Annotated in this window: 27 protein-coding genes; 9 read left to right on the top strand and 18 right to left on the bottom strand. The window is 59.8% G+C overall.

The genetic code is table 11. The annotated features are described in order from the left end of the window. Window positions 1–96 precede the first annotated feature (96 nt). From QRN46_RS17125 to QRN46_RS17085, 9 genes are all read right to left on the bottom strand, one after another. Window positions 97–381 carry a hypothetical protein gene (locus QRN46_RS17125; RefSeq protein ID WP_285356072.1) on the bottom strand — a complete coding sequence of 95 codons (285 nt, stop codon included), beginning with the start codon at window positions 379–381 and terminating at the stop codon, window positions 97–99. 82 nt (window positions 382–463) lie between these two features. Next, complete coding sequence (locus tag QRN46_RS17120) at window positions 464–694, bottom strand: hypothetical protein (protein ID WP_007958902.1); 231 nt, start codon at window positions 692–694, stop codon at window positions 464–466. Window positions 695–814: 120 nt separating this feature from the next. Further along, the gene (locus QRN46_RS17115) at window positions 815–1,045 is read right to left on the bottom strand and encodes a hypothetical protein (protein WP_011334349.1); all 231 of its coding nucleotides are present in this window, start codon (window positions 1,043–1,045) and stop codon (window positions 815–817) included. 71 nt (window positions 1,046–1,116) lie between these two features. Continuing rightward, window positions 1,117–2,742, bottom strand: a complete 1,626-nt coding sequence (locus QRN46_RS17110) for an ABC-F family ATP-binding cassette domain-containing protein (protein ID WP_285356069.1) — start codon at window positions 2,740–2,742, stop codon at window positions 1,117–1,119. 143 nt (window positions 2,743–2,885) lie between these two features. After that, window positions 2,886–3,923: a DNA topoisomerase IB gene (locus QRN46_RS17105; protein WP_285356067.1), complete on the bottom strand. Its 1,038-nt coding sequence runs from the start codon at window positions 3,921–3,923 to the stop codon at window positions 2,886–2,888. A 73-nt stretch (window positions 3,924–3,996) separates the two neighbouring features. Further along, the gene (gene modC / locus QRN46_RS17100; RefSeq protein WP_285356065.1) at window positions 3,997–5,076 is read right to left on the bottom strand and encodes a molybdenum ABC transporter ATP-binding protein; all 1,080 of its coding nucleotides are present in this window, start codon (window positions 5,074–5,076) and stop codon (window positions 3,997–3,999) included. 3 nt (window positions 5,077–5,079) lie between these two features. Beyond that, a complete protein-coding gene (gene modB, locus QRN46_RS17095) occupies window positions 5,080–5,760 on the bottom strand; it encodes a molybdate ABC transporter permease subunit (RefSeq protein ID WP_285356063.1) in 681 nt (226 codons plus the stop codon). Then, on the bottom strand, window positions 5,761–6,516 hold the full coding sequence (gene modA, locus QRN46_RS17090) for a molybdate ABC transporter substrate-binding protein (protein ID WP_064381385.1): 756 nt from the start codon (window positions 6,514–6,516) through the stop codon (window positions 5,761–5,763). A 174-nt stretch (window positions 6,517–6,690) separates the two neighbouring features. Then, window positions 6,691–7,752, bottom strand: a complete 1,062-nt coding sequence (locus QRN46_RS17085; protein WP_285356060.1) for an NAD(P)H-dependent flavin oxidoreductase — start codon at window positions 7,750–7,752, stop codon at window positions 6,691–6,693. A 214-nt stretch (window positions 7,753–7,966) separates the two neighbouring features. Between QRN46_RS17085 and acuI the strand changes: the two genes are divergently transcribed. Beyond that, window positions 7,967–8,950, top strand: coding sequence for an acrylyl-CoA reductase (NADPH) (acuI, locus tag QRN46_RS17080; protein ID WP_011334342.1), 984 nt, complete (start codon window positions 7,967–7,969; stop codon window positions 8,948–8,950). On the opposite strand, the gene ada is transcribed toward acuI, so the two are convergent. The 5 genes from ada to QRN46_RS17055 all read right to left on the bottom strand — a co-directional run bounded on the left by ada (window position 8,951) and on the right by QRN46_RS17055 (window position 12,093). Next, entirely contained in the window at window positions 8,951–10,024 is a 1,074-nt protein-coding gene (gene ada / locus QRN46_RS17075) for a bifunctional DNA-binding transcriptional regulator/O6-methylguanine-DNA methyltransferase Ada (protein WP_011334341.1), read from the bottom strand. It lies immediately after the preceding gene. Between the two features lie 88 nt (window positions 10,025–10,112). After that, on the bottom strand, window positions 10,113–10,775 hold the full coding sequence (gene alkB / locus QRN46_RS17070) for a DNA oxidative demethylase AlkB (protein WP_221614580.1): 663 nt from the start codon (window positions 10,773–10,775) through the stop codon (window positions 10,113–10,115). Window positions 10,776–10,780: 5 nt separating this feature from the next. Further along, complete coding sequence (locus tag QRN46_RS17065) at window positions 10,781–11,494, bottom strand: 2OG-Fe(II) oxygenase (protein ID WP_285356056.1); 714 nt, start codon at window positions 11,492–11,494, stop codon at window positions 10,781–10,783. A 91-nt stretch (window positions 11,495–11,585) separates the two neighbouring features. Continuing rightward, a complete protein-coding gene (locus QRN46_RS17060; protein WP_007958927.1) occupies window positions 11,586–11,756 on the bottom strand; it encodes a hypothetical protein in 171 nt (56 codons plus the stop codon). A gap of 34 nt (window positions 11,757–11,790) precedes the next feature. After that, window positions 11,791–12,093, bottom strand: a complete 303-nt coding sequence (locus QRN46_RS17055; protein WP_007958929.1) for a DUF1883 domain-containing protein — start codon at window positions 12,091–12,093, stop codon at window positions 11,791–11,793. Window positions 12,094–12,304: 211 nt separating this feature from the next. On the opposite strand from QRN46_RS17055, the gene QRN46_RS17050 reads away from it, so the two are divergent. Then, entirely contained in the window at window positions 12,305–12,661 is a 357-nt protein-coding gene (locus QRN46_RS17050) for a hypothetical protein (RefSeq protein WP_011334338.1), read from the top strand. Window positions 12,662–12,733: 72 nt separating this feature from the next. Further along, window positions 12,734–12,964, top strand: a complete 231-nt coding sequence (locus QRN46_RS17045; RefSeq protein ID WP_285356053.1) for a hypothetical protein — start codon at window positions 12,734–12,736, stop codon at window positions 12,962–12,964. 2 nt (window positions 12,965–12,966) lie between these two features. Here the strand turns inward: QRN46_RS17045 and QRN46_RS17040 are convergent, their stop codons facing one another. Both QRN46_RS17040 and QRN46_RS17035 read right to left on the bottom strand, forming a co-directional pair. After that, window positions 12,967–13,263, bottom strand: a complete 297-nt coding sequence (locus QRN46_RS17040) for a hypothetical protein (protein ID WP_011334336.1) — start codon at window positions 13,261–13,263, stop codon at window positions 12,967–12,969. Between the two features lie 139 nt (window positions 13,264–13,402). Beyond that, window positions 13,403–13,591, bottom strand: coding sequence for a hypothetical protein (locus QRN46_RS17035; RefSeq protein WP_285356051.1), 189 nt, complete (start codon window positions 13,589–13,591; stop codon window positions 13,403–13,405). 247 nt (window positions 13,592–13,838) lie between these two features. On the opposite strand from QRN46_RS17035, the gene galU reads away from it, so the two are divergent. Both galU and gorA read left to right on the top strand, forming a co-directional pair. Next, complete coding sequence (galU, locus tag QRN46_RS17030) at window positions 13,839–14,678, top strand: UTP--glucose-1-phosphate uridylyltransferase GalU (RefSeq protein ID WP_007958937.1); 840 nt, start codon at window positions 13,839–13,841, stop codon at window positions 14,676–14,678. A 129-nt stretch (window positions 14,679–14,807) separates the two neighbouring features. After that, window positions 14,808–16,166, top strand: a complete 1,359-nt coding sequence (gorA, locus tag QRN46_RS17025; protein ID WP_285356047.1) for a glutathione-disulfide reductase — start codon at window positions 14,808–14,810, stop codon at window positions 16,164–16,166. On the opposite strand, the gene QRN46_RS17020 is transcribed toward gorA, so the two are convergent. Then, complete coding sequence (locus tag QRN46_RS17020; protein ID WP_285356045.1) at window positions 16,163–17,167, bottom strand: DNA-binding protein; 1,005 nt, start codon at window positions 17,165–17,167, stop codon at window positions 16,163–16,165. The genes gorA and QRN46_RS17020 overlap by 4 nt on opposite strands. Window positions 17,168–17,344: 177 nt before the next feature. On the opposite strand from QRN46_RS17020, the gene QRN46_RS17015 reads away from it, so the two are divergent. The 3 genes from QRN46_RS17015 to ahpF all read left to right on the top strand — a co-directional run bounded on the left by QRN46_RS17015 (window position 17,345) and on the right by ahpF (window position 20,676). Further along, on the top strand, window positions 17,345–18,283 hold the full coding sequence (locus QRN46_RS17015) for a site-specific integrase (RefSeq protein WP_285356043.1): 939 nt from the start codon (window positions 17,345–17,347) through the stop codon (window positions 18,281–18,283). Between the two features lie 136 nt (window positions 18,284–18,419). Beyond that, window positions 18,420–18,983, top strand: coding sequence for an alkyl hydroperoxide reductase subunit C (gene ahpC, locus QRN46_RS17010; protein WP_007958941.1), 564 nt, complete (start codon window positions 18,420–18,422; stop codon window positions 18,981–18,983). 130 nt (window positions 18,984–19,113) lie between these two features. Then, window positions 19,114–20,676, top strand: a complete 1,563-nt coding sequence (ahpF, locus tag QRN46_RS17005) for an alkyl hydroperoxide reductase subunit F (protein WP_221614582.1) — start codon at window positions 19,114–19,116, stop codon at window positions 20,674–20,676. An 81-nt stretch (window positions 20,677–20,757) separates the two neighbouring features. Here ahpF and gloA read toward each other — a convergent pair whose 3' ends face one another. Further along, window positions 20,758–21,279, bottom strand: coding sequence for a lactoylglutathione lyase (gene gloA / locus QRN46_RS17000; protein WP_065260490.1), 522 nt, complete (start codon window positions 21,277–21,279; stop codon window positions 20,758–20,760). Window positions 21,280–21,421: 142 nt separating this feature from the next. On the opposite strand from gloA, the gene QRN46_RS16995 reads away from it, so the two are divergent. Next, the gene (locus QRN46_RS16995; protein ID WP_007958947.1) at window positions 21,422–21,940 is read left to right on the top strand and encodes a DUF4946 domain-containing protein; all 519 of its coding nucleotides are present in this window, start codon (window positions 21,422–21,424) and stop codon (window positions 21,938–21,940) included. Window positions 21,941–21,957 lie beyond the last annotated feature (17 nt).

Here is a 21,957-nt window from a genome sequence, read left to right as displayed (position 1 = left end):
ATTACTCCCTCCTGAGAATGGGTCAGAAGGTGTAAACCTTATTCAGGACGAGACAAACAGCAAAAAAAAGGCCGATTCAATCGGCCCTTTTTTTGTTCAGACGAAGGCTTGCCCAGTAAATCCTCTAGGCAAACGCTGAAGTCCGGCCATCGCGGTCAACCGCTCGATCCACTCGGAACGCCAGTCGGACGCCGTGTGCGCATCCTTTGAATGGCGAGCCGCGCGCCGCGCTGCGTTGCGCTGGTCTTTGCGCGCATCCTTGTACGCGTCAGTATTGCGGCAACTGCGGCACTTCACTCGATTGAGTTCGCTGCTGGCGGAGAGGTTGTTGCCCTTGTGCCCGCAGGCCAGGTGCCCGTCGACTTTGAAATGAATGACCATAAGACGCCTCCTTGGTGACGTGTAAAGGTATTGACCTCTCACGACCAAGGGCGTTCTTTTTCGTTCACCGTGGATCGATGACCTACCTGAAACGTGGCAACGGCCGGTCGATCGGTTTGAGCGATGACAGGGTGCTGCGAATCAGCGGGGTATCTTTTTCGATATCGTTCAGCCGGTCGCGGATGCGCAGGGCGGTGGGGTGCCCGCCTTGATGGTCGACCCAGTCGGCGATCTCTTTGCAGGCCGCGGCGAGGCGTGCTTCGCGGGCATCGAGCAAGGTGAGGAGAGTGGTGATGGACTCTCTTTCGGACATGGAACACCTCCGTTCATTAATCCGCTCGGTGGCAGCAAAAAGCCCGCGATGGGCGAGCTTTCTGCCGTTGGGGCGCTGCTCCTTCAACTGGTTTGAGTATAGACCCGTAAATGACAGCTATCAGCCCGATGACTCGGGGGCGGTCACTCGCGAGCTGGCGACGTTGAGCCGATGACATTCCTTGCGGGCGTCTTCTTCCCGGTCGTAGCCGTCGCCGATGAAACCGCCGGTTCGTGTGTCGCAGATGCGATACCAGCCCAGGGCTTCGGCGGGCTCATGGAGAGTTTCTCCGGCGCGCCGGCCGTGGATGACGATCTTGTTGCAGCGCTTCACGACGAATATGTCTTCCATGGCGTCACCGCGGCTGATTCGTACCAGATCAACTATAGAAGCCCTGAGCAATCGTGCAAAAAATAGCCAAGTCAGTTCGTCGGGTGCAGTTGCCAGCCTGATGGGTGCCGGCGCAGGTGGTGGGTCGGATTCAATGCCTCAAGGAAGTCCTGATCGTGGGAAACGGCGACAATGGCACCCGGAAATGACTGCAACGCCCGTTCGAACGCTTCCACCGACGGCAGATCCAGATGGTTGGTCGGCTCATCCAGCAGCAACAGCTGCGCAGGATCCGTTCGCCACAAAGCCAGCGCCAGTGCGGCTTTCAGGCGCTCGCCACCGCTCAACGAAGCGCAAGGGGCCGTGGCGCGGCTCGCATCCAGCTGCAAGTGCGCGAGATAGCTGCGCAGGGTGCCCTCGGTCAGTGCAGTACCTTGCATCATCAGCTGTTCGGTAATGGAGCGCTGATCGTTTAGTTGGGCCAGTTGCTGATCCAGGAATGCGAAGGGCACGTGAGTCGCGGCGGTTCCATCGACGGGCATCAGTTCCCCGGCGAGCACTTTCAACAGCGTTGATTTGCCGCAGCCGTTGGGCCCGCTGACAGCGATCCGCATCGGGCCATGGATCGTCAGATTCAGTGCATCGCTCGACAGCCAGGGCAGCCGAGCGTCAATCAACGTACAGATCTGGCGGTTGTTCGGCACCGCGCTGGCAGGCAAGTTAATCAGCACGCCGTCCTCGGGCTGCACCTTGGCGTAAGCTTCGCGCACCTGGGCATCCAGTTCGGACTTGCGGGCCTGATGGCCCCGACGGACATGCCCCATGATCTCCCGGGCGGCGCCCTTGATCGCCACGTATTCGAAACTGGCAATGTTGGCGGTTTCGGCGTTGCGTCGAGAGTTGGCAGCGTGTCGCTGTATCGTGTCGTGCTCGCGTCGTAGCCGAATCCGCTCGCGCTGACGTTCGCTTCTGGCGTGGTCGAGACGTGCTTGCGCCGCGGCTTGATGAATTCGCTGATGTTCGCGGAATGCCGAGTAATTGCCGCCGAATTCTATTGCACCCGATGCGCTCAACTCGACGATCCGCTGCATCCGGTCGAGCAATTGCCGATCATGGCTGACGACGATCAAACCGGTGTGCCAGCGTTCCAATGAGTTCATCAGCCATTTCCGTCCTGATGTATCCAGATGGTTGGTCGGTTCATCCAGAATCAGTAACGACGCACGACTCAACAATGCCCCAATCAGGGCAACACGTGCTTGCTGGCCGCCACTGAGTTTGCCAGTCTCGTCGGTGAAAGAAATTTCTGTCAGCCCGGCGTCATCGAGCAGGCGGCGCAGTCGGTCCGCCAGATCCCATTGTTCGCCAATGAGATCGAAATCCTCGACTGATCCGCAACCCCGGTTCATTCGCTCCAGCGCCTGAAGAATCGCGGCGCTGCCGGTGGACTCGGCGACCGTCTCGCCGGGTGTCGCGACAAAGGTTTGCGCCACGTAGGTTGGCGCCACGGTACGCGTCACGCTGCCGCTGGTGGGTTGCCATACTCCGGCGATCAGACGCGCCAAAATGCTTTTGCCAACGCCGTTGCGCCCGACAATGGCGGTCGGGGTGTGATCGAATTTCAGATTGAGTGCAGTGAAAATCGTCTCGCCATTGGCGAACTGAAAACCCAGTTGATTCAGGGAGACGAGAGCAGGCGTACGCGAGACGTGAGTCATCGGCACCTCCAAAAAATGTCGTGAACACTGACAAGCGCCATGAGCGGCGTGTCGCGATTACATTTTTGAAGGCTTAGTTGTTCACTTCTGCGGTCATCCCGAGGAGGTAGGAAGGCGTAGCCTAGTCGAGACGGCCGAAGGCTTCAAGGCGTGTCTGCCTGCTCGACCATCCGTTCAAGAAACAGCGCCAGTGCGACTTCTTCCTTGCGCAGGCCCTTGCGGATGCGCGGTTTCGGCAACTCGGCCAAGGCGCCGAGCATGAAATGCTCGACCACCGCCGGGTGGATGTAGCACTTTCGACAGACCGCCGGCGTGTTGCCCAGTTGGCGGGCGACGCCTTTCACCATCTCGACCACATGCCGCTTGGCCTCGGTTTCGGACTCCCATTGCAGCTCCCGCAGAACCGCCAAAGCGAGGGCGCTGCCGGCCCAGGTCCGGTAATCCTTGGCAGTGAAGTCCGCACCGGTCAGGTTTTGCAGGTAGGCGTTGACGTCGGAGGAACTGACGGTGTGCCGCTCGCCGTTTTCATCCAGATACTGAAACAGGTTCTGCCCGGGAATTTCCAGGCAGCGCTTGATGATCCGCGCCAGACGCCGGTCCTTCACCGTGATTTGATGTTCGATGCCGCTCTTGCCGCGAAACTGGAACAGAATAGCGCTGCCGTTGACCTCGACATGCCGGCTGCGCAGTGTGGTCAGGCCGTAGGAGCGATTGTCCCGCGCGTATTGCGTGTTGCCGACGCGGATCAGCGTAGCGTCGAGCAGCGTGATGACCGTCGCCATGACTTTGTCGCGACTGAAGCCCGGTGAGGCCAGCAGCGCTTCCAGCTGTTTACGCAGTTTGGGCAGCGCCAGACCAAATTCACGAAGACGCGAATACTTGTCCGCGTCGCGCACCTCGCGCCAGCGAGCGTGATAGCGATATTGCTTGCGCCCACGGGCATCGCGGCCGGTGGCTTGCAGATGGCCGCGCGGGTCGGCGCAGATCCAAACGTCGACGTAGGCCGGTGGAACGGCCAGTGCGTTGATGCGTTTGATCTCGTCAGGGTCGGTGATGCGCTGGCCAGCGGGGTCGAAGTAGGCGAATTTTCCGCGCAGTTTTTTGCGGGTAATACCGGGCTGCGTGTCATCGACGTAATGCAGGTCCGAAGGCAACACTTCGGTGAGCGCAGTATCGGGCATGGCGGACTTCCTTCGCGGCAAATCAGGCTGTTAAAGCCATTGACCGCACGCCATGACGGTCGTGCCCGCGGATTTACGCCAACACCGCGACGGCCTTGATCTGGGCCCACAATGACTGGCCCGGATGCACGCCAAGCTGATCCCGCGAGTAGCGAGTGATGCGCGCCAGCAACGGTGTCCCGCCGGCATCGAGGCGAATGAGCACGTGGGCGGCGTTATCGGCCGGCTGCTCGCTGACGACCGTGACTGGCAGGCGATTGAGGATGCTGCTGAATTCGCTGTTTTGCAGGGTCAGGCTGATGTCGCGCGCGTGAACCTTGCAGCGCAGTCTCTGGCCGGTCGTCATCGGCGCGTGTGTCACGCGGATGTTCAGTGACGAGTCCGGCAGTTGCAGGGTGAGCAATTGATAGTCGGCATCGTAGCCGCTGACCAGGCCTTCGATGATCACCCCGGCGTCGTTGTCCATGGCCAGGGGCAGGTCGAGTCGCGCCAGGGTTTCGCCAATCGGTCCGCAGGCCAGCGCTTTGCCGTCGCTGAGCAGCACCAGATGATCGGCGAGCCTGGCCACTTCGTCCTGAGCGTGGCTGACATACAGCACCGGGATTTCCAGTTCGTCGTGCAGGCGTTGCAGGTAGGGCAGGATTTCGCTTTTGCGCTGACTGTCGAGGGCTGCCAAGGGCTCATCCATCAGCAGCAGTCGGGGGCTGGTCAACAGCGCCCGGGCGATGCCGACACGCTGACGCTCACCGCCGGACAAGTGCTGCGGGTGACGATCGAGCAAGTGGCCGATCCCCAACAGTTCGGTGGCTTGAGTCATGTCGACCCGACGCTGCGCCTTGGCAATGCGCTTGAGGCCGAACTGCAGATTGGCCAGCACCGACAGATGCGCAAACAGGCTGGCTTCCTGAAACACATAGCCGAGCGCGCGTTTGTGCGGCGGCACGAAAATGCCTTTCTCGCTGTCCTGCCAGACCTCGTCATTGATGCGGATAAACGCCTGCGGCGCGCGTTCGAGCCCGGCAATGCAGCGCAGGCACGTGGTCTTGCCCGAGCCGGACTGACCGAACAGCGCCGTCACGCCGCGACCGGGCAGCTGCAGATCAACGTCGAGGCTGAAGCCCGACCAGGCCAGTTTCAGGCGTGCATTAATCACCGATCAGCTCCAGCCCGTGCGGGTTTTGCGGCTGGAATACAGCGCCAGCAACACCAGAAACGAAAACACCAGCATCGCCCCGGCCAGCCAGTGCGCCTGCGCGTACTCCATGGCTTCGACGTGGTCGTAGATTTGTACGGAAACCACCCGGGTTTTGTCGGGAATATTCCCGCCGATCATCAGCACTACGCCGAATTCGCCGACGGTGTGGGCGAAGCCGAGGATTGCCGCAGTGATGAAACCGGGACGGGCCAAAGGCAGGATCACGCTGAAGAAGGTGTCCCAGGGATTGGCGCGCAGGGTCGCGGCCACTTCCAGAGGACGAGTGCCGATCGCGGAGAAGGCGTTTTGCAACGGCTGCACCACGAACGGCATGGAATAGAGCACCGAGCCGATCACAAGGCCGGTAAAGCTGAAGGTCAAGGTGCCAAGCCCCAGCCACTGGGTGAAATGGCCAATGAAGCCATTGGGACCGAGCGCCAGCAACAGATAGAAGCCAATGACCGTCGGTGGCAGCACCAACGGCAGCGCGACAATCGCGCCGATGGGGCCGCGCAGCCAGGAACGGCTGCGCGACAACCACAGGGCAATCGGAGTGCCGATGACCAGCAGGATCGCGGTGGTCAGGGACGCCAGTTTCAGGGTCAGCCAGATCGCCGCGAAATCGGCACTCGTCAGCGCCATTTACAGTTGGTAACCGTAGGACTTGATGACCGCAGCGGCTTTCGGGCCTTTGAGGTAATCAACCAGCGCCTTGGCAGCGGCGTTGTCCTTGCCTTTGTTGAGGATCACCGCGTCTTGCTTGATCGGGTCGTGCATGCTCGCCGGAACGATCCACGCCGAGCCGCTGCTGACCTTGCCGTCCTTGTAAATCTGCGACAGGGCAACGAAGCCCAGCTCGGCGTTGCCGGTGGATACGAACTGGTAGGCCTGGGTGATGTTCTGGCCTTCGACGATCTTGGCTTTGGTGGCGTCGGTCAGTTTCAGCTTTTCCAGCACCTGAGTGGCGGCCAGACCATAAGGGGCGGCTTTCGGGTTGGCGATGGACAGGTGCTGGTACTGGTTTTTCTTCAGGACGTCGCCTTTGGCGTCGACGTAACCTTCCTTGGCCGACCACAGTGCCAGGGTGCCGATGGCGTAGGTGAAGCGCGAACCTTTGACGGTGTCGCCTTCTTTCTCGAGTTTTTCAGGGGTGGTGTCATCGGCCGAGAGGAACACTTCGAACGGTGCGCCGTTTTTGATCTGGGTATAGAACTGGCCGGTGGCGCCGTACGCAGCGACCAGTTTGTGCCCGGTGTCTTTTTCGAAATCGGCGGCAATCGCCTGGATCGGTGCGGTGAAGTTGGCCGCGACAGCGACTTGCACTTCATCGGCCTGTGCCGCGCCGATGGCGAATAACGCGAGCAGGGCAGGGGCAAAACGTGAGGCACGATTGATCATGTAACGGCTCCGTGGGTGGCAAGTGCAGTGGGCAGTTGTTATTGGAAGGGAAGACTGCGCCGATGCGAGGGGGTGAAACGCTATGTATCGAAATATATAGCGAAATGCCGTCAAACGGGAAGCACTGGATTAAAACCGGGCGAGGGCGCCACGCTCCTCACCCGTTCGGGTTCATCATCGCGTCAGTTTTGCCATAGCGCCTTCAGCCAGTAGCCGGGTCAATTCGGCGGTGCCGAGGTCTTTGCCGAGCGTGAAAGCCTGGCCGGCCCAGAGGTTGCTGAATTCGGCTTCGCCCTTCGCGCGCAGCGGCATCAAGGCCCCACCCGCCAGCGGAAAGGCAGGAGCCTTGTCCGACATCGGGCCCAGCTCGCGCATCACTCGATTGAGAATCCCCCGCGCCGGGCGCCCGGTAAACAGATTGGTCACCGCCGTTTCGCTTTCCTTGGCGGTGCGCAGGGCCTTGTGGTGCGACGCACTGACTTTCGCTTCCGGAGTAAACAGATACGCCGTGCCGACCTGAACCGCCGAAGCACCGAGCAGGAACGCTGCCGCCACGCCGCGCGCATCGGCAATCGCACCGGCGGCAATCACCGGCACACTCACGGCGTCGACCACTTGCGGCACCAAGGCAAACGTACCGACCTGGCTGCTCAGGTCGTCGCTGAGGAACATCCCGCGATGACCGCCGGCCTCGTAACCCATGGCGATGATCGCGTCGCAGCCGTTCTGCTCCAGCCAGATCGCTTCGTCGACGGTGGTTGCCGACGAGATGATTTTCGCACCGGTGGCCTTGACCCGATCCAGCAAGGTTTTTTCCGGCAGGCCGAAGTGGAAGCTCACCACTTCAGGGCGAAATTCTTCCAGCACTTCGCAGGCAGCCGTATCGAACGGCGCGCGGTTGGACACCGGCGTCGGTGCATCGAAATCCACGCCCAGTTCGCGATAGTAGGGTTCCAGCAGGTTTTTCCAGTCACGCGCCTTTTGCTCATCGGCGGCCGGCGGCTGATGGCAGAAGAAGTTGACGTTGAACGGCTTGTTCGTGCCCTGGCGAATGGTCTTCAGTTCTTCGCGCAGTTGCTCGATGGTCAGCATCGCGGCCGGCATCGAACCGAGGCCACCGGCGTTGCACGCTGCAATGACCATGGATGAGTTGGTGGCACCTGCCATGGGGCCCTGGATGATCGGCAGTTCGATGCCGAACAGGTCAAGAATGCGGGTATCAGGCCATTGGCTCATGGAATAGCTTCTCCGACGACAAAACAGGGCAGGGACGGTAGCAGCCGGTTTTTTAACGCAAAGCCAACCCCATGACCAGCACAGATTTGTAGCTTGAACAGCCGACGCTGGCTCGGCGTTGGGGCGCGATTGGCTAAAGGTCGAGTGGGGCAAAATGTTGCAATGTGCTATTCCAATGCCTCGATATCCTGAATTCCACCCGTGAGAGGCAGTCATGTTCAAAGGCATTTTGATCGACAAAGACGACAGCGGTTATCGCGCCAACCTGCAAGAGATCAGTGATGAGCAACTGCCGGACGGCGATGTGACGGTTCGGGTCGCGTACAGCACGCTGAACTTCAAGGACGGCCTGGCGATCACCGGCAGCAGCCCGGTGGTGCGCAAGTTTCCGATGGTGCCGGGGATCGATCTGGCGGGCACCGTCGAAGTCAGCTCGCACCCGGATTACAAGGTTGGCGATGCCGTGCTGCTCAATGGCTGGGGCGTCGGTGAAAGCCACTGCGGCGGACTGGCGCAGAAGGCGCGTCTGAACGGTGACTGGCTGATTCCGCTGCCCAAGGCATTCACCGCCGCGCAAGCCATGGCCATCGGCACGGCCGGCTATACGGCGATGCTGTGCGTCATGGCGCTGGAGCGCAACGGCGTGACCCCGCAACAGGGCGAAGTGCTGGTGACCGGTGCCAACGGTGGCGTCGGCAGTTTTGCCATCGCATTGCTGAGCAAGCTGGGCTACCGCGTGGTCGCTTCGACTGGTCGGGTGTCGGAACACGAATACCTGAAACAACTGGGTGCCAGTGAAATTATTGATCGCGCCACCCTGTCCGAACCCGGCAAGCCGCTGGCCAAGGAGCGCTGGGCGGGCGTTATCGATTCGGTCGGCAGCCACACGCTCGCCAATGCCTGTGCCAGCACCCGGGCCGAAGGCACCGTGGCTGCGTGCGGTCTGGCTCAGGGCATGGATTTCCCGGCGTCTGTGGCGCCGTTCATTCTGCGTGGCGTGACGCTGGCCGGAATCAACAGCGTGACCCAGCCCAAGGCCCGCCGCATCGAGGCTTGGGATCGTCTGACAAAGGATCTGGATTTCGCGCTGTTGCCGCTGATCAGCCATGAAATCGGCCTCGGCGAAGCCCTCGAAGCGGCCCCGAAGTTGCTGGCGGGGCAACTCCGGGGGCGAGTTGTAGTTGATGTGAATCGCTGATTACTGCCGTGGTTTGCCTTCACGCTCGAGCAATTCGCGCTTGCGCTCCACGCCCCAGCGGTAGCCCGACAGATTGCCGTCACTGCGCACAACGCGATGACAGGGGATCGCTACCGCCAGGCTGTTGGCGCCGCAAGCCTGGGCCACTGCGCGTACGGCTTTTGGTGAGCCGATACGCAAGGCGATGTCCGCATAGCTGGCGGTGCTGCCGACCGGTATTTCGCGCAGTGCCTGCCACACCCGTTCCTGAAACGCCGTGCCGCGCACATCCAGCGGCAAATCCAGGCCGATGGCAGGCGCTTCGATGAAGCCGACGACGCGCGCGATCAGTTGTTCGAACTCGGTGTCGGCGCCGATCAGGTTGGCCCGGCGAAACTGGTCCTGCAGGTCGCACACCAATTGGTGCGGATCGTCCCCCAGCAGAATCGCGCAGATCCCGCGCTCGCTCTGCGCCACCAGAATGGCGCCGAGCGAGCACTGGCCGACGGCGAAGCGGATGTCGTTGTTCTGCCCGGCGGATCGGAAGTCGCCGGGTTTCATGCCCAGCACCTGATCGGCCGCCTCGTAGAACCGGCTGTTGGAATTGAAACCGGCGTCATACAGCGCCTCCGTCACTGAGCTACCGTCCGCCAGACGCTGGCGAACCCGACGCGAGCGATGCGCGGCGGCATAGCCTTTGGGCGTCAGGCCCGTTGCGGCTTTGAAGACCCGGTGAAAATGGAAGGCGCTCAGGCCGGCGGTCTCGGCGAGATCGTTGAGCGCCGGCAGGCTGTCCGACGCTTCGATCTGGCGACAGGCTGCCGCAACGGTAGCGGCGTGCTGCGCTGCGACTTCGGTCTGATCCTTGCTCGCCCGTTTGCTGGGGCGATAGCCCGCGGCTTCGGCGTCCTCGGCGGTATCGAAGAACTCGACGTTCTGCGGTTTCGGCAAGCGCGCCAGACTGCTGGGGCGGCAATAGATGCCGGTGGTTTTCACGGCATAGACAAACTGGCCGTCCGCCCGAGGGTCGCGTGCCACGACAGCCGCCCAGCGTGGATCGTCTTCAGTGCTCAGCGAGGTTGAAAGCGTTTTCATGATGGAGAGTCCGTTGACCTGTTGAATGTCAGGTTAACCAGTGCCACCGGCCGGAACACTCCGACCCTTGCGGTCAAACTTTGCAGGATTATCCAGCGGTGCGAAACGTCAGGTTGAAACGCTGTTCGCCAAGGCGCGGGTGCCGGCCAGGCTTGATCGGCAGGATGCCGTGATAGCGCAGCCGGTCAACGCCACCCCAGATCACCATGTCGCCGTGCAGCAGCGATATTTTCTGGCTCCTGTCGCCGCGCGCGAAACCGCCGAACAGGAACGTTGCCGGCAGGCCCAATGACAGCGAAACGATCGGGGCTTCGTAGGCGTTTTCGTCTTTGTCCTGATGCAACGACATCTTCGCGCCTGGGACATAGCGATTGATCAGGCAGGAGTCCGGCATGAAGTCGGCAAATCCGGCGCGTTTCGCTGCTGCCTGGGCCAGCTCGCGAAACACCTCGGGCATGGCCGGCCAGGGGCGATGGCTTACGGGATCCTCGGAGGAATAGCGGTAGCCGCTTCGATCGGTGATCCAGCCCAATGCGCCGCAACTGCTGGTGGCCACCGACATGCTGAAGCCTCCGGGTGTCATCATGTGGCGCAACGGAGCGCGGGCGATGATCGATTCCAGGGCCGGCAATAGCTGCTCGATTTGCGGCAGGGCAAAGCCGCGCAGCACCCAGGATTGCTCGCCGATCTGTTCGGCGCGCCGGGGCTGCTCGGATTCTGTGTCGGCGAACAGATCGAAGGTGGTTTGCATGATCGTCAGGTCGCGTCGTGGAAGATGATGCCCAGAGTATGCCGTTTTCCGCTGTGCAGTCGGCTGACGCCGTGGCGCATGGTCACCCGATAGTCGCCGCGCACGCCTTTGACAGGGCGCTGGTTGACGGCAAAGATCAGCGCGTCGCCTTTTCTCAGGTCCATTACCAGCGGGCGCGACTGCATTCTCGGACGCTGTTCAGTCAAAACGAACTCACCGCCGGTGAAGTCTTCGCCAGGTTCTGACAGAAGAATCGCCACTTGCAGTGGAAAGACATGTTCACCGTACAGGTCCTGATGCAGGCAGTTGTAGTCCTGCGGGCCGTATTGCAGCAAGAGCGGGGTAGGTCGCAGTTGACCGGCGGCGTGACAGCGCGCGAGAAATTCGCTGTGTTGCTCTGGAAAGCGCGCTGGCAGGCCCATTCGTTCATGCCAGCGGTTGGCCAGAGGCACGAGTCGCGGGTAAAGCGCGCTGCGCAGGCGTTCCACCACGGGGGGAAGCGGATAGCGCAGGTATTTGTATTCTCCGCGCCCGAAACCGTGGCGGGCCATGATGACTTGGGATCGAAACGGTTCACTTTGCGGGTAAAGCGCACTCAATCGATCACAGGTGTCCGGGCGCAGCAGCGTGCGAATGACGGCACAGCCGTCCTGATCCAGTTGCTGCTCCAGGCCGATCCAGTCGAGCGCATCGAGCGGGGAGGCGGGTGAGGGTGACATGCTGATTCCTTGGCTCACATTCAGGTATCAGTCTGAGCCGTCCACCCGGCTGCAACACTCCGCCGCTTGCGGTTGAATTGTCACCCGAGTTTTACAGGGCCTTGCTGACGCTGATGTCGCTGATCACATCGTCGCTCTGGCCGTGCAGGGCATCCAGTGCTGCCTTGGCTTCTTCCGGCGTGCCGTTTTCCAGTTGGGCGAACTCGAAGCGGCGTTCACCGTTGAGTTTGTACTTGATCACGTATTTGGTCGTTTGGGCCACGTTGATGCTTACCTGTCTGCGTTGGCGGAACCGCTCAGCTGAGTTTGGAGCTCGAGCGGCGAATGATCTTGATCGAATGCGTCAGGGTCGGCTTGCGGGTCACGCTGATCGCGCGGCGGTTGACGGTGTCGATGGTAATGTTCCAGAAACCGGTGCTCGGCGCGGTGATACGGGCCGGGAACGTGTCGAAAGCACCGCCGTGATAGGTGTGTCGGCCGCCATTCTTGAAGCTGCGGAAGTTGGCGTCGTTCATCAAGCGGATGTTGCAGGTTTGCGAGCATTGAATGACGACGATGTCGTCTTCGTTGAGGTGCTCGCGCTGGTGAATGAATTTCATGGGCGCCTCCAGAAGGGCTTTTTCTACAAAATCAAAACGATAGCATTGTCGATTGGCGCAGTTTATCAGCCCGGACAGGTTATTATCCGGCCGTCGGGCACCGCTTTGACAATTTAAAACAGATATTCACGTTTCCATGTGGGTTAAATGCAGCAGGCCTCGGAGAAAAACGGCATTCGTGCTGTCGGAGGGTCTTTATCGGAGGTTTTGTATGAAGTGGGGTGTGGTGATTCTGCCGTTGGCATTGGCAATGGGCGGTTGCGCAAGCGTTTCGGAAATCAATGAAACGCTACCCACCATGGTCGTTATTTCCGGCAAGAAACCCCATGAGTATGCTCAGTGCCTGACCGAAAAGCTGTCCGACAGCCGAGGCGCCTTGCAGGTAGAGCGGCACAAGGACGACGTTCGGGTCATCGTTCCGGGCAAGCTGGGATCGGGGCCGGCAGCGGTATTCGACATCGAGGATCGTTCGGGTGGCAGCAGCATCAAGCTGCACGAGCGGATGTCCAATGTACCGCTGCGTCCATGGGATGTGCGCAAGGCGGCCACGGCCTGTATTTCCGGCTGATAGACTGTCAACAGTCAGCATTGATGCCGTCACAGCGTTGCTGTGGCGGCATTGTCATTTCTGGAGTGGTGAATGAAGAGAGAGCAGGTGCGGGAGCGACACAAGGAAGGGCTCATTGCGGCGACCCATTTAATCCAGAACCCGGCGAATCCAGGGGAGTGGATCGTGTTTTTCAAGAAATGCGCCGGTCGCAGCTACTTCCTGGTCGACGATAACGACGAAGTCGAGTCCTTCAACCGACTCGACGACCTGATCGAGGTCGTGCGCGGGCTGGGGATCAAGTTCGCCGAAATTCACATGTAAGGCTATTTACACACCACCACTACGCTGCGGTTTTTGTAGTTGCCGACGTCAACGCCCAGCGTCTTGTCGTCTTCCTTGGGCGCCGGTGTGCCGTCAGTCCCGACGATCCGATAACCGGTTCCGGCACAGGACGCGTCGGCCTTTTCATAACAGCTGGCCCAGGAATTGGCTTCGCCGGAGCAGTCGATGCTAAGCCCTTGTTCGCCGTTGTTCAGGTAGGTGGTCTGCGAGGTGGCGCAGCCGGCCAGGGCCGCGAGCGCAATAAGGGGCAGGAAGCTGATGATGGGGCGGTTGATCATGGCAATGTCGTCTTCAAGGAGGAGGGGCTAGACGCTATGACAGCGCTGGCATGAAAAGGTTATAGCGATTGGCCACTTCTTTGTGCGCAACCCAAAAAAAGCCCTGCGCGAAGGCAGGGCCGGGATTTGCAGTCGCCGATCAGTCTTGATTCTTGCCGCGACGCTTCGGTGCGGCAGGCGTGTAATCAAGCACCGCGGCCACTTCAATCGCCATTGCTTCAGTGGGCAACGGGCCGGATACATCTTCGCCGTTGGCGGCAGTGATATGCCACTGACCATCTTTCGCCTTGGCGACGGTGTACCCATTGATGATTTTTGCTGCGGACATCTAACGGCCTCGTTGGCTGGTTCAAAGGTCCCATGATAACGGTAAATCGGCGAACGGGCGCAGGTCGATGAGCTGTTCCGAGATCTTTGGGCTACGCTGATTGCGCAGCCTCTGTGTGCGGATTGAACTATCCGCCAGATTATTTCTCTATGTTGACATCGGTTAGCCAGTGCGGGGCATTGTAAGGTGCACGCCGCCTGATTAGACTGCGCCGAAACTCGTACACACAGCCCTTTCAAGGACTTATATGATCAAGAAATGCTTGTTCCCAGCAGCCGGTTACGGTACTCGCTTCCTCCCAGCGACTAAGGCCATGCCCAAAGAAATGCTGCCGGTGGTAAACAAGCCACTGATCCAGTACGGCGTCGAAGAAGCTCTGGATGCTGGCCTGAACGAAATCTCCATCGTGACCGGCCGTGGCAAGCGCGCCCTGGAAGACCACTTCGACATCAGCTATGAGCTGGAAAACCAGATCAAAGGCACCGACAAGGAAAAATACCTGGTCGGTATCCGCAAGCTGCTGGACGAGTGCTCGTTCTCCTACACCCGTCAGACCGAAATGAAAGGCCTGGGCCACGCGATCCTGACCGGCCGTCCGCTGATCGGTGACGAGCCGTTCGCCGTGGTGCTGGCGGACGATCTGTGCGTCAACCTTGAAGGCGACGGCGTGCTGACCCAGATGGTCAAGCTGTACAAGCAGTTCCGCTGCTCGATCATTGCCATCCAGGAAGTCGATCCGCAGGAAACCAGCAAGTACGGCGTGATCGCTGGCGAAATGATCCGCGACGACATCTACCGCGTACACAGCATGGTCGAGAAGCCAAAGCCGGAAGACGCACCGTCGAACCTGGCGATCATCGGCCGTTACATCCTGACCCCGGACATCTTCGACCTGATCGAGCAGACCGAGCCAGGCAAGGGCGGTGAAATCCAGATCACCGACGCCCTGATGAAGCAAGCCCAGAACGGCTGCGTGATGGCCTACAAGTTCAAGGGCAAGCGTTTCGACTGCGGTGGTGCTGAAGGCTACATCGAAGCAACCAACTTCTGCTTCGAGAACTTCTACAAGACTGGCAAGGCTTACTGATAAAGCCTGATCTGCCTGTACGAAAAAGCCACCTTCGGGTGGCTTTTTCATTTTCTGCCCCTATATCGGCAGGAGTGCTTGCCCAACGGACGACGGCGGGTATGCTGATTGCCTGCCGAGGAGATAGAAATGGCCTACGATTTTGACCTTTATGTGATTGGTGCCGGTTCCGGTGGTGTGCGGGCTGCGCGTTTTGCTGCCGGGTTCGGTGCGAAAGTGGCGGTGGCCGAGAGCCGTTATCTTGGCGGAACCTGCGTCAACGTCGGTTGCGTACCGAAAAAACTGTTGGTGTACGGCGCCCATTTTGCCGAAGACTTCGAACAGTCCTCGGGTTTTGGCTGGAGCCTGGGCGAGGCGGATTTCGATTGGGCCACGCTGATTGCCAACAAGGATCGCGAGATCAATCGTCTGAACGGCATTTATCGCAATCTGCTGGTCAACAGCGGTGTGACCTTGCATGAGGCTCACGCGAAAATCGTTGGTCCGCACGAAGTCGAGGTCAACGGTGAGCGATACACCGCGAAGAATATTCTGATTGCCACCGGTGGCTGGCCGCAGATCCCCGAGATTCCGGGGCATGAGCATGCGATCAGCTCGAACCAGGCGTTCTTCCTCAAAGAATTGCCCAAGCGCGTGCTGGTCGTCGGCGGCGGTTACATCGCCGTCGAATTTGCCGGGATTTTCCATGGCCTGGGCGCCAACACGACGTTGTTGTATCGCGGGGATCTGTTCCTCCGTGGTTTCGATGGTTCAGTGCGTAACCATTTGAAAGAAGAGCTGACCAAACGCGGGATGGATCTGCAATTCAATGCCGACATTGCCCGTATCGACAAGCAGTCGGATGGCAGCCTGAAAGCGACCCTCAAGGATGGTCGCGTACTGGAGGCGGATTGTGTGTTCTACGCCACCGGCCGACGTCCGATGCTGGACAACCTGGGGCTGGAGAACATTGATGTGCAGCTCGACGACAAAGGCTTCATCAAGGTCGATGAGCAATACCAGACCACCGAGCCATCAATCCTGGCGCTGGGCGATGTCATCGGTCGCGTTCAGCTGACGCCAGTGGCGCTGGCTGAGGGCATGGCGGTGGCGCGACGTCTGTTCAAGCCTGAGCAATATCGTCCGGTGGATTACAAGATGATCCCGACGGCGGTGTTCAGTCTGCCGAATATCGGCACCGTCGGCCTGACCGAAGAAGAGGCGCGGGAAGCGGGTCACGACGTCGTGATTTACGAAAGCCGCTTCCGTCCAATGAAGCTGACTCTGACGGATTGCCAGGAGCGCACGCTGATGAAGCTGGTGGTCGATGGCAAATCTGACAAGGTGCTGGGCTGTCACATGGTCGGGCCGGATGCCGGCGAGATCGTGCAGGGTCTGGCGATCGCGCTGAAGGCTGGCGCCACCAAGCGTGACTTCGACGACACCATCGGGGTGCACCCGACGGCGGCCGAAGAGTTTGTCACCATGCGTACGCCGGTCGGCGCTTAAGTCTTTTCCGGTTCTGCTGCGTCTGGCGCTGCCACAACGGCAGTGGCCAGGCGCAAGCTGGCTTGAACCTTAGTCAATTCCTTCTCCAATGACTGATTGAGCTGCGACTGCTCGTCGACGTTCTGTTTAAGCGTCTGACTTTCCAGCAGGGCCACGCGCAGGCGTTCCTGGAGGAGGGTGCGTTCGCTGTCGGCGCGCGACGCTTGCTCCAGCAGTTGATCCTGTCGTTGATTACTGTGCTTGAGCTGATCCTGCATCAGGCTCAGTTCGCGCACGGTGCCGCGATTCTCGGTCAGCAGGCGTTCGTTGTCGCGGTGCAGCTGGGTGATTTCGTCCTGGCGCACCAGGGCGCTTTGCTGCGCCTGACGCAACTCCATCTGCAATTGTTGCACCTGGCTTTCATGACGGCTTTGCTCCTGCTCGCGCTGCTCCTTGATGGCGTTGCGATAGTGCTCAAGTGCATCGCGGGCGTGCAGGTGCTTCTCTTCCAGCGAGCGGATCTGCTCGTCCTTGTCCTGCAGGCGCAATTCAAAATCCGCCAGTGCCTGATTCAACCCGGCGTTGCGCGTCTGCTCGGTCTGCAGCATTGAGCGTGTATCACTCAGTGCTTCGGATTCCTTGGCCAGCGCGGCAGTTTGAATGTCGTGTTTCTTCTCCAGTTGCGCATGATCCTGACGAAGCTGATTCAGTTCGTCCTCCAGTGCCTGACGCTGTTGCTCGTACTGCTCGCGTGCCTGATCAATCGGCTCTTGCGCCTGTTCTTTCAGGCGTTGTGCAAGGCGCGTGACGAGAGCCAGCAGTTCGTCATCGATGGGTTCTGCCGACGGATCCGCTGGCTCGCTGCCGTCATCCAGCTCTTTTAGATAGCGATGAATCGTGGTTTTTGAGCCCGTATTGCCCAGCTCGATGCGTACTGCATCGATACTGGGGTGTTCGCCACGGGCGAGGATCGCTGCGCGCGCGATCTGGACTACTGCTTTGTTAACGCCGCCACGGGCCATATCTGCTCCTACCATTTCGTACTGTGGTACATGCCACTAAAGTACGCAGTGTACCATGTTGAAAATAAAGTGAAATAAGCACCGATAAACGGGCGGGATATACTGGTATTACCCCATGTGAAACCCATAAAATCCGTTTCTGCACGAACCCTCAGTACGCCACGAGAAAATCAGCCCATGAGCGATATCGATCGCTATCTGCAAGCCGCCACCCGCGACAACACCCGCCGCAGTTATCGCGCGGCCATCGAACACTTCGAATCCGCGTGGGGAGGGTTCCTGCCGGCCACAGCGGACAGCGTCGCGCGGTATCTGGTGGCGCATGCGGGCGTGCTGTCGGTCAACACGCTGAAGTTGCGTCTGTCGGCACTGGCGCAGTGGCACAACAGCCAGGGCTTCGCCGATCCCACCAAGTCGCCGGTGGTGCGCAAGGTGTTCAAGGGCATTCGCGCCCTGCATCCCGCGCAGGAAAAACAGGCCGAGCCACTCCAACTGCGCGATCTTGAGCAGACCGTCGCCTGGCTTGAGCAGGAAATGAAAGACGCCCGGGAACAACAGGACCGGCCGCTGCTGCTCCGAGCTTGCCGTGATCGGGCGTTGATCCTGCTGGGCTTCTGGCGCGGCTTCCGCAGCGATGAGCTGTGTCGGGTGCAGATCGAGCATGTGCAGGCGCACGCCGGCAACGGCATCACCTTGTACCTGCCGCGCAGCAAAGGCGATCGGGAAAACCTCGGGCAGACCTATCAAGCCCCGGCGCTGCTGAGGTTGTGCCCGGTGCAGGCTTATATCGAGTGGGTCACCGAAGCGGCTCTGGTACGGGGCCCGGTGTTTCGCGCCGTCGACCGCTGGGGCAATCTGAGCGAAGAGGGGTTGCACGCCAACAGCGTGATTCCGTTGCTGCGTCAGGCCCTGGAGCGGGCCGGGATCTCCGCCGAGCGCTACACCAGCCACTCCCTGCGTCGTGGCTTCGCAACATGGGCCCATCAAAGCGGCTGGGATCTTAAATCATTGATGAGTTACGTGGGCTGGAAGGATATGAAGTCCGCCATGCGCTATGTTGAAGCGAGCCCCTTTCACGGGATGGCCCGGATTACGGATAAACCGCTGTCGCCGTAGATATCGTTTTCTTCTATTAATACCTTCAGCTAATAGCGAAAACAAATCAGCAGCATCAGGTTTGCCAATGAGCCATCCGTCGAGTGACTGAGTAGGATTCACCCATCGAATTCACAACCCTGACGGAGAGTCATCAATGCCTATCATCAACAGCCAAGTAAAACCGTTCAAAGCTACCGCGTTCAAAAACGGCGACTTCGTACAAGTCTCGGACGCTGACCTGAAAGGCAAATGGTCCGTAGTGTTTTTCTACCCGGCCGACTTCACTTTCGTTTGCCCAACCGAACTCGAAGACCTGGCTGACAACTACGCCGCCTTCCAGAAACTGGGCGTAGAGATCTACAGCGTTTCGACCGACACCCACTTTGCCCACGCTGCCTGGCACAACACTTCGCCAGCCATCGGCAAAATCCAGTACACCATGATTGGCGACCCGACTCAGGTCATCTCCCGCAACTTCGACGTGCTGATCGAAGAAGCTGGCCTGGCTGACCGTGGCACCTTCGTGATCAACCCTGAAGGCCAGATCAAAATCGTTGAACTGAACGATGGCGGTGTTGGCCGTGACGCTTCCGAGCTGCTGCGCAAAATCAAGGCTGCTCAGTACGTCGCTGCTCACCCAGGCGAAGTTTGCCCAGCCAAATGGAAAGAAGGCGAGGCCACGCTGGCTCCGTCCCTGGACCTGGTCGGCAAGATCTAAGTCTGTGGCACACGCAATACAGGGCGGGACTCCGCACCTACTCAAGTAAGCTGCACCGCCCAATAGAAAAGCCCGGGCGAGATTCGCTCGGGCTTTTTTTCGCCTCAAATAAAGTCAGGAGATCGCCCGTATGTTGGACGCCAATCTTAAAGCCCAGTTGAAATCGTACCTGGAACGGGTCACCCAGCCGATCGAGATCGTTGCTTCACTCGACGACGGTGCGAAATCCCGTGAAATGCTCGACCTGCTGAAAGACGTTGCCAGTCTTTCGCATCAGATTACCTTGATCGACAGCGGCGACGATGCACGCAAACCGTCGTTCTCGATCAACCGCCCCGGGGCCGATATCAGCCTGCGTTTCGCCGGCATCCCGATGGGCCATGAATTCACTTCGCTGGTGCTGGCCCTGCTGCAAGTCGGCGGCCACCCTTCGAAGGCCAGTGTCGAAGTGATCGAACAGATCCGCTCGCTCAAGGGCGAGTTCAACTTCGAGACGTACTTCTCGCTGTCCTGCCAGAACTGCCCGGACGTTGTTCAGGCATTGAACCTGATGGCCGTGCTGAACCCGAATATCCGCCACGTCGCCATCGACGGCGCGCTGTTCCAGGACGAAGTCAACGATCGCAAGATCATGGCTGTGCCGAGCATTTACCTGAACGGCGAAAACTTCGGCCAGGGCCGTATGGGCCTGGAAGAAATCCTCGCCAAACTCGACACTGGCGCCATCGAGCGTCAGGCGGAGAAAATCAGCGCCAAGCAAGCCTTCGATGTGCTGGTGGTTGGCGGTGGCCCGGCCGGTGCTTCGGCGGCGATTTATGCCGCACGTAAAGGCATTCGCACCGGTGTGGCGGCCGAGCGCTTCGGCGGTCAGGTGCTGGACACCATGGCCATCGAGAACTTCATTTCCGTGCAGGAAACCGAAGGCCCGAAACTGGCGACCGCGCTGGAAGAGCACGTCAAGCAGTACGACGTCGACATCATGAACCTGCAACGCGCCGACAAGCTGATCCCGGGCAAGAATGGCGAGCTGCATGAAGTTCGCTTCGCCAGCGGCGCGACCCTCAAGGCCAAGAGCGTGATTCTGGCCACCGGTGCGCGGTGGCGTGAAATGAACGTGCCGGGCGAACAGGAATACCGTAACAAAGGCGTGGCGTACTGCCCGCACTGCGACGGCCCGTTGTTCAAAGGCAAGCGTGTGGCGGTGATTGGCGGCGGTAACTCCGGCGTCGAAGCGGCCATTGACCTGGCCGGTATCGTCTCCCACGTGACTCTGCTGGAGTTCGACGTTCAGTTGCGCGCCGACGCCGTATTGCAACGCAAGCTGCACAGCCTGCCGAACGTCACCGTGATCACCAGTGCGCTGACCACTGAAGTCACTGGCGACGGGCAGAAGGTCAACGGCCTGCGCTACAAGGATCGCAATACTGACGAGCTGCGCACTGTCGAACTGGAAGGGATTTTCGTGCAGATCGGTCTGCTGCCCAACACCGACTGGCTCAAAGGCACCATCGAGCTGTCGCCGCGCGGCGAGATCATCGTCGACAACCGCGGCGAAACCTCGATCCCCGGCATCTTCGCCGCCGGTGACGTGACCACCGTGCCGTACAAGCAGATCGTGATCGCGGTGGGCGAGGGTGCCAAGGCTTCCCTCAGTGCTTTCGATCACCTGATCCGCACGTCGGCTCCGGCGTAGATCCAGGGTCTGAAAAAGAAAACCCCCATCAGTGATGATGGGGGTTTTTCTTTGCGTGATGCTTTCTACCTGCGTTCAGCTTTACAGCGGCGCCGGCTGGATGATCTCGACCCAGTAGCCATCCGGATCCTTGATGAACGCCAGGCTCTTCATGCGGCCATCGGTCAGACGCTTCTGGAAGTCGCAGCCCAGCTCTTCAAAGCGCGCGCAGGCAGCGACGATGTCCGGTACCGAAATGCAGATGTGGCCGAAACCGCGCGGGTCGGTGTTGCCGTTGTGGTAGGCGAAGTCTGCGTCGTTCTCGGTGCCATGGTTGTGGGTCAGTTCCAGAATGCCGGGAATCGACTTCATCCACTCGGTGCGAGCAGCGGCGTCGGCCGGGATCTGCGATTTGTCCACCAAGGCGAGGAAGTACAGGCTGAATTCCGCTTCCGGGAAATCACGCTTCTCTACCAGCGAGAAACCCAGTACGCGGGTGTAGAAATCCAGCGACTTGGTGATGTCTTTGACGCGCAGCATGGTGTGGTTGAACACGAAGTTGCGGGTTGCGCTGTCCGGGGTGGCGGTGACGCCAGGGAAGGTGTTCAGTTCTTGCAGGCTCATGGGCCCTCCGTAACAAATTGGGGCGAGTGAATGGGCGCAATGATACGCATGCCTTGCGGCATCGCCAAACCGAAAGCGCGGGCTTGCCCTGCAAGCGGGCGAGCCTCAGACTTTACGGCTCAATCCGCGAGTGCCTCTGGTAATGATCCGACCGTTCAAATCGCTGTTCGTTTTCCTGGGTTTTTCTCTTCTGGCGCTACCGGCTTTTGCCGAGGCGCCGAGCATCACCTGGCCTGCCGGCTGGGAGGTCGAGGCGCTGCCCGAAACCTCGCCTGAAGTCTCGCGTCAGCGCGCAGTGAAAACTGACGCCGATGGCAATCAGGTGATGGTGATGGAGTTGACGATGACCCGTGTGGAAAGTGGTCATCAGGTCAACTTGCAAGGCGTGTTGCTTGAGATGCGCAAGTCGGTGCAGAAAGACTTTTTCCAGAGCGGTTATCAGAGTGTCTGCAACAAGGTTCACGCGAGTACGCTGGGCTCGCTGACAGCGCTTGAGACCACTTGTACGGTGACTGAAAACGGCCGTCATGTGTTGTCGCAAACATTGGTTGCAGCGGTCGAGGCGGATAAGGCCTATGTACTTTCGTATGCAGGGCAGGCGGAGGTTTATAAGGCCAGCGGCGACGACATAGTGGCTGCGCGAAACAGCTTGAAATTCTAGTCGTCTGTTCGGGGGCA

The organism is Pseudomonas sp. lyk4-R2A-10 (assembly GCF_030209075.1).
Classification (GTDB): domain Bacteria; phylum Pseudomonadota; class Gammaproteobacteria; order Pseudomonadales; family Pseudomonadaceae; genus Aquipseudomonas; species Aquipseudomonas glycinae.
This window is presented reverse-complemented; position numbering and strand designations above follow the sequence as displayed.

What these genes read in the sequence shown, in the direction of transcription:
- QRN46_RS17110 (WP_285356069.1), bottom strand. Translation starts at nt 2,742, where the DNA reads ATGACTCACGTCTCGCGTACGCCTGCTCTCGTCTCCCTGAATCAACTG.
- QRN46_RS17085 (WP_285356060.1), bottom strand. Translation starts at nt 7,752, where the DNA reads ATGAGCCAATGGCCTGATACCCGCATTCTTGACCTGTTCGGCATCGAA.
- acuI (WP_011334342.1), top strand. Translation starts at nt 7,967, where the DNA reads ATGTTCAAAGGCATTTTGATCGACAAAGACGACAGCGGTTATCGCGCC.
- QRN46_RS17125 (WP_285356072.1), bottom strand. Translation starts at nt 381, where the DNA reads ATGGTCATTCATTTCAAAGTCGACGGGCACCTGGCCTGCGGGCACAAG.
- galU (WP_007958937.1), top strand. Translation starts at nt 13,839, where the DNA reads ATGATCAAGAAATGCTTGTTCCCAGCAGCCGGTTACGGTACTCGCTTC.
- QRN46_RS17050 (WP_011334338.1), top strand. Translation starts at nt 12,305, where the DNA reads ATGAAGTGGGGTGTGGTGATTCTGCCGTTGGCATTGGCAATGGGCGGT.
- ahpC (WP_007958941.1), top strand. Translation starts at nt 18,420, where the DNA reads ATGCCTATCATCAACAGCCAAGTAAAACCGTTCAAAGCTACCGCGTTC.
- QRN46_RS17020 (WP_285356045.1), bottom strand. Translation starts at nt 17,167, where the DNA reads ATGGCCCGTGGCGGCGTTAACAAAGCAGTAGTCCAGATCGCGCGCGCA.
- QRN46_RS17065 (WP_285356056.1), bottom strand. Translation starts at nt 11,494, where the DNA reads ATGTCACCCTCACCCGCCTCCCCGCTCGATGCGCTCGACTGGATCGGC.
- alkB (WP_221614580.1), bottom strand. Translation starts at nt 10,775, where the DNA reads ATGCAAACCACCTTCGATCTGTTCGCCGACACAGAATCCGAGCAGCCC.
- QRN46_RS17040 (WP_011334336.1), bottom strand. Translation starts at nt 13,263, where the DNA reads ATGATCAACCGCCCCATCATCAGCTTCCTGCCCCTTATTGCGCTCGCG.
- modB (WP_285356063.1), bottom strand. Translation starts at nt 5,760, where the DNA reads ATGGCGCTGACGAGTGCCGATTTCGCGGCGATCTGGCTGACCCTGAAA.
- ahpF (WP_221614582.1), top strand. Translation starts at nt 19,114, where the DNA reads ATGTTGGACGCCAATCTTAAAGCCCAGTTGAAATCGTACCTGGAACGG.
- ada (WP_011334341.1), bottom strand. Translation starts at nt 10,024, where the DNA reads ATGAAAACGCTTTCAACCTCGCTGAGCACTGAAGACGATCCACGCTGG.
- gorA (WP_285356047.1), top strand. Translation starts at nt 14,808, where the DNA reads ATGGCCTACGATTTTGACCTTTATGTGATTGGTGCCGGTTCCGGTGGT.
- QRN46_RS17045 (WP_285356053.1), top strand. Translation starts at nt 12,734, where the DNA reads ATGAAGAGAGAGCAGGTGCGGGAGCGACACAAGGAAGGGCTCATTGCG.
- gloA (WP_065260490.1), bottom strand. Translation starts at nt 21,279, where the DNA reads ATGAGCCTGCAAGAACTGAACACCTTCCCTGGCGTCACCGCCACCCCG.
- QRN46_RS16995 (WP_007958947.1), top strand. Translation starts at nt 21,422, where the DNA reads ATGATCCGACCGTTCAAATCGCTGTTCGTTTTCCTGGGTTTTTCTCTT.
- QRN46_RS17120 (WP_007958902.1), bottom strand. Translation starts at nt 694, where the DNA reads ATGTCCGAAAGAGAGTCCATCACCACTCTCCTCACCTTGCTCGATGCC.
- QRN46_RS17115 (WP_011334349.1), bottom strand. Translation starts at nt 1,045, where the DNA reads ATGGAAGACATATTCGTCGTGAAGCGCTGCAACAAGATCGTCATCCAC.
- QRN46_RS17055 (WP_007958929.1), bottom strand. Translation starts at nt 12,093, where the DNA reads ATGAAATTCATTCACCAGCGCGAGCACCTCAACGAAGACGACATCGTC.
- QRN46_RS17015 (WP_285356043.1), top strand. Translation starts at nt 17,345, where the DNA reads ATGAGCGATATCGATCGCTATCTGCAAGCCGCCACCCGCGACAACACC.
- QRN46_RS17035 (WP_285356051.1), bottom strand. Translation starts at nt 13,591, where the DNA reads ATGTCCGCAGCAAAAATCATCAATGGGTACACCGTCGCCAAGGCGAAA.
- QRN46_RS17105 (WP_285356067.1), bottom strand. Translation starts at nt 3,923, where the DNA reads ATGCCCGATACTGCGCTCACCGAAGTGTTGCCTTCGGACCTGCATTAC.
- modA (WP_064381385.1), bottom strand. Translation starts at nt 6,516, where the DNA reads ATGATCAATCGTGCCTCACGTTTTGCCCCTGCCCTGCTCGCGTTATTC.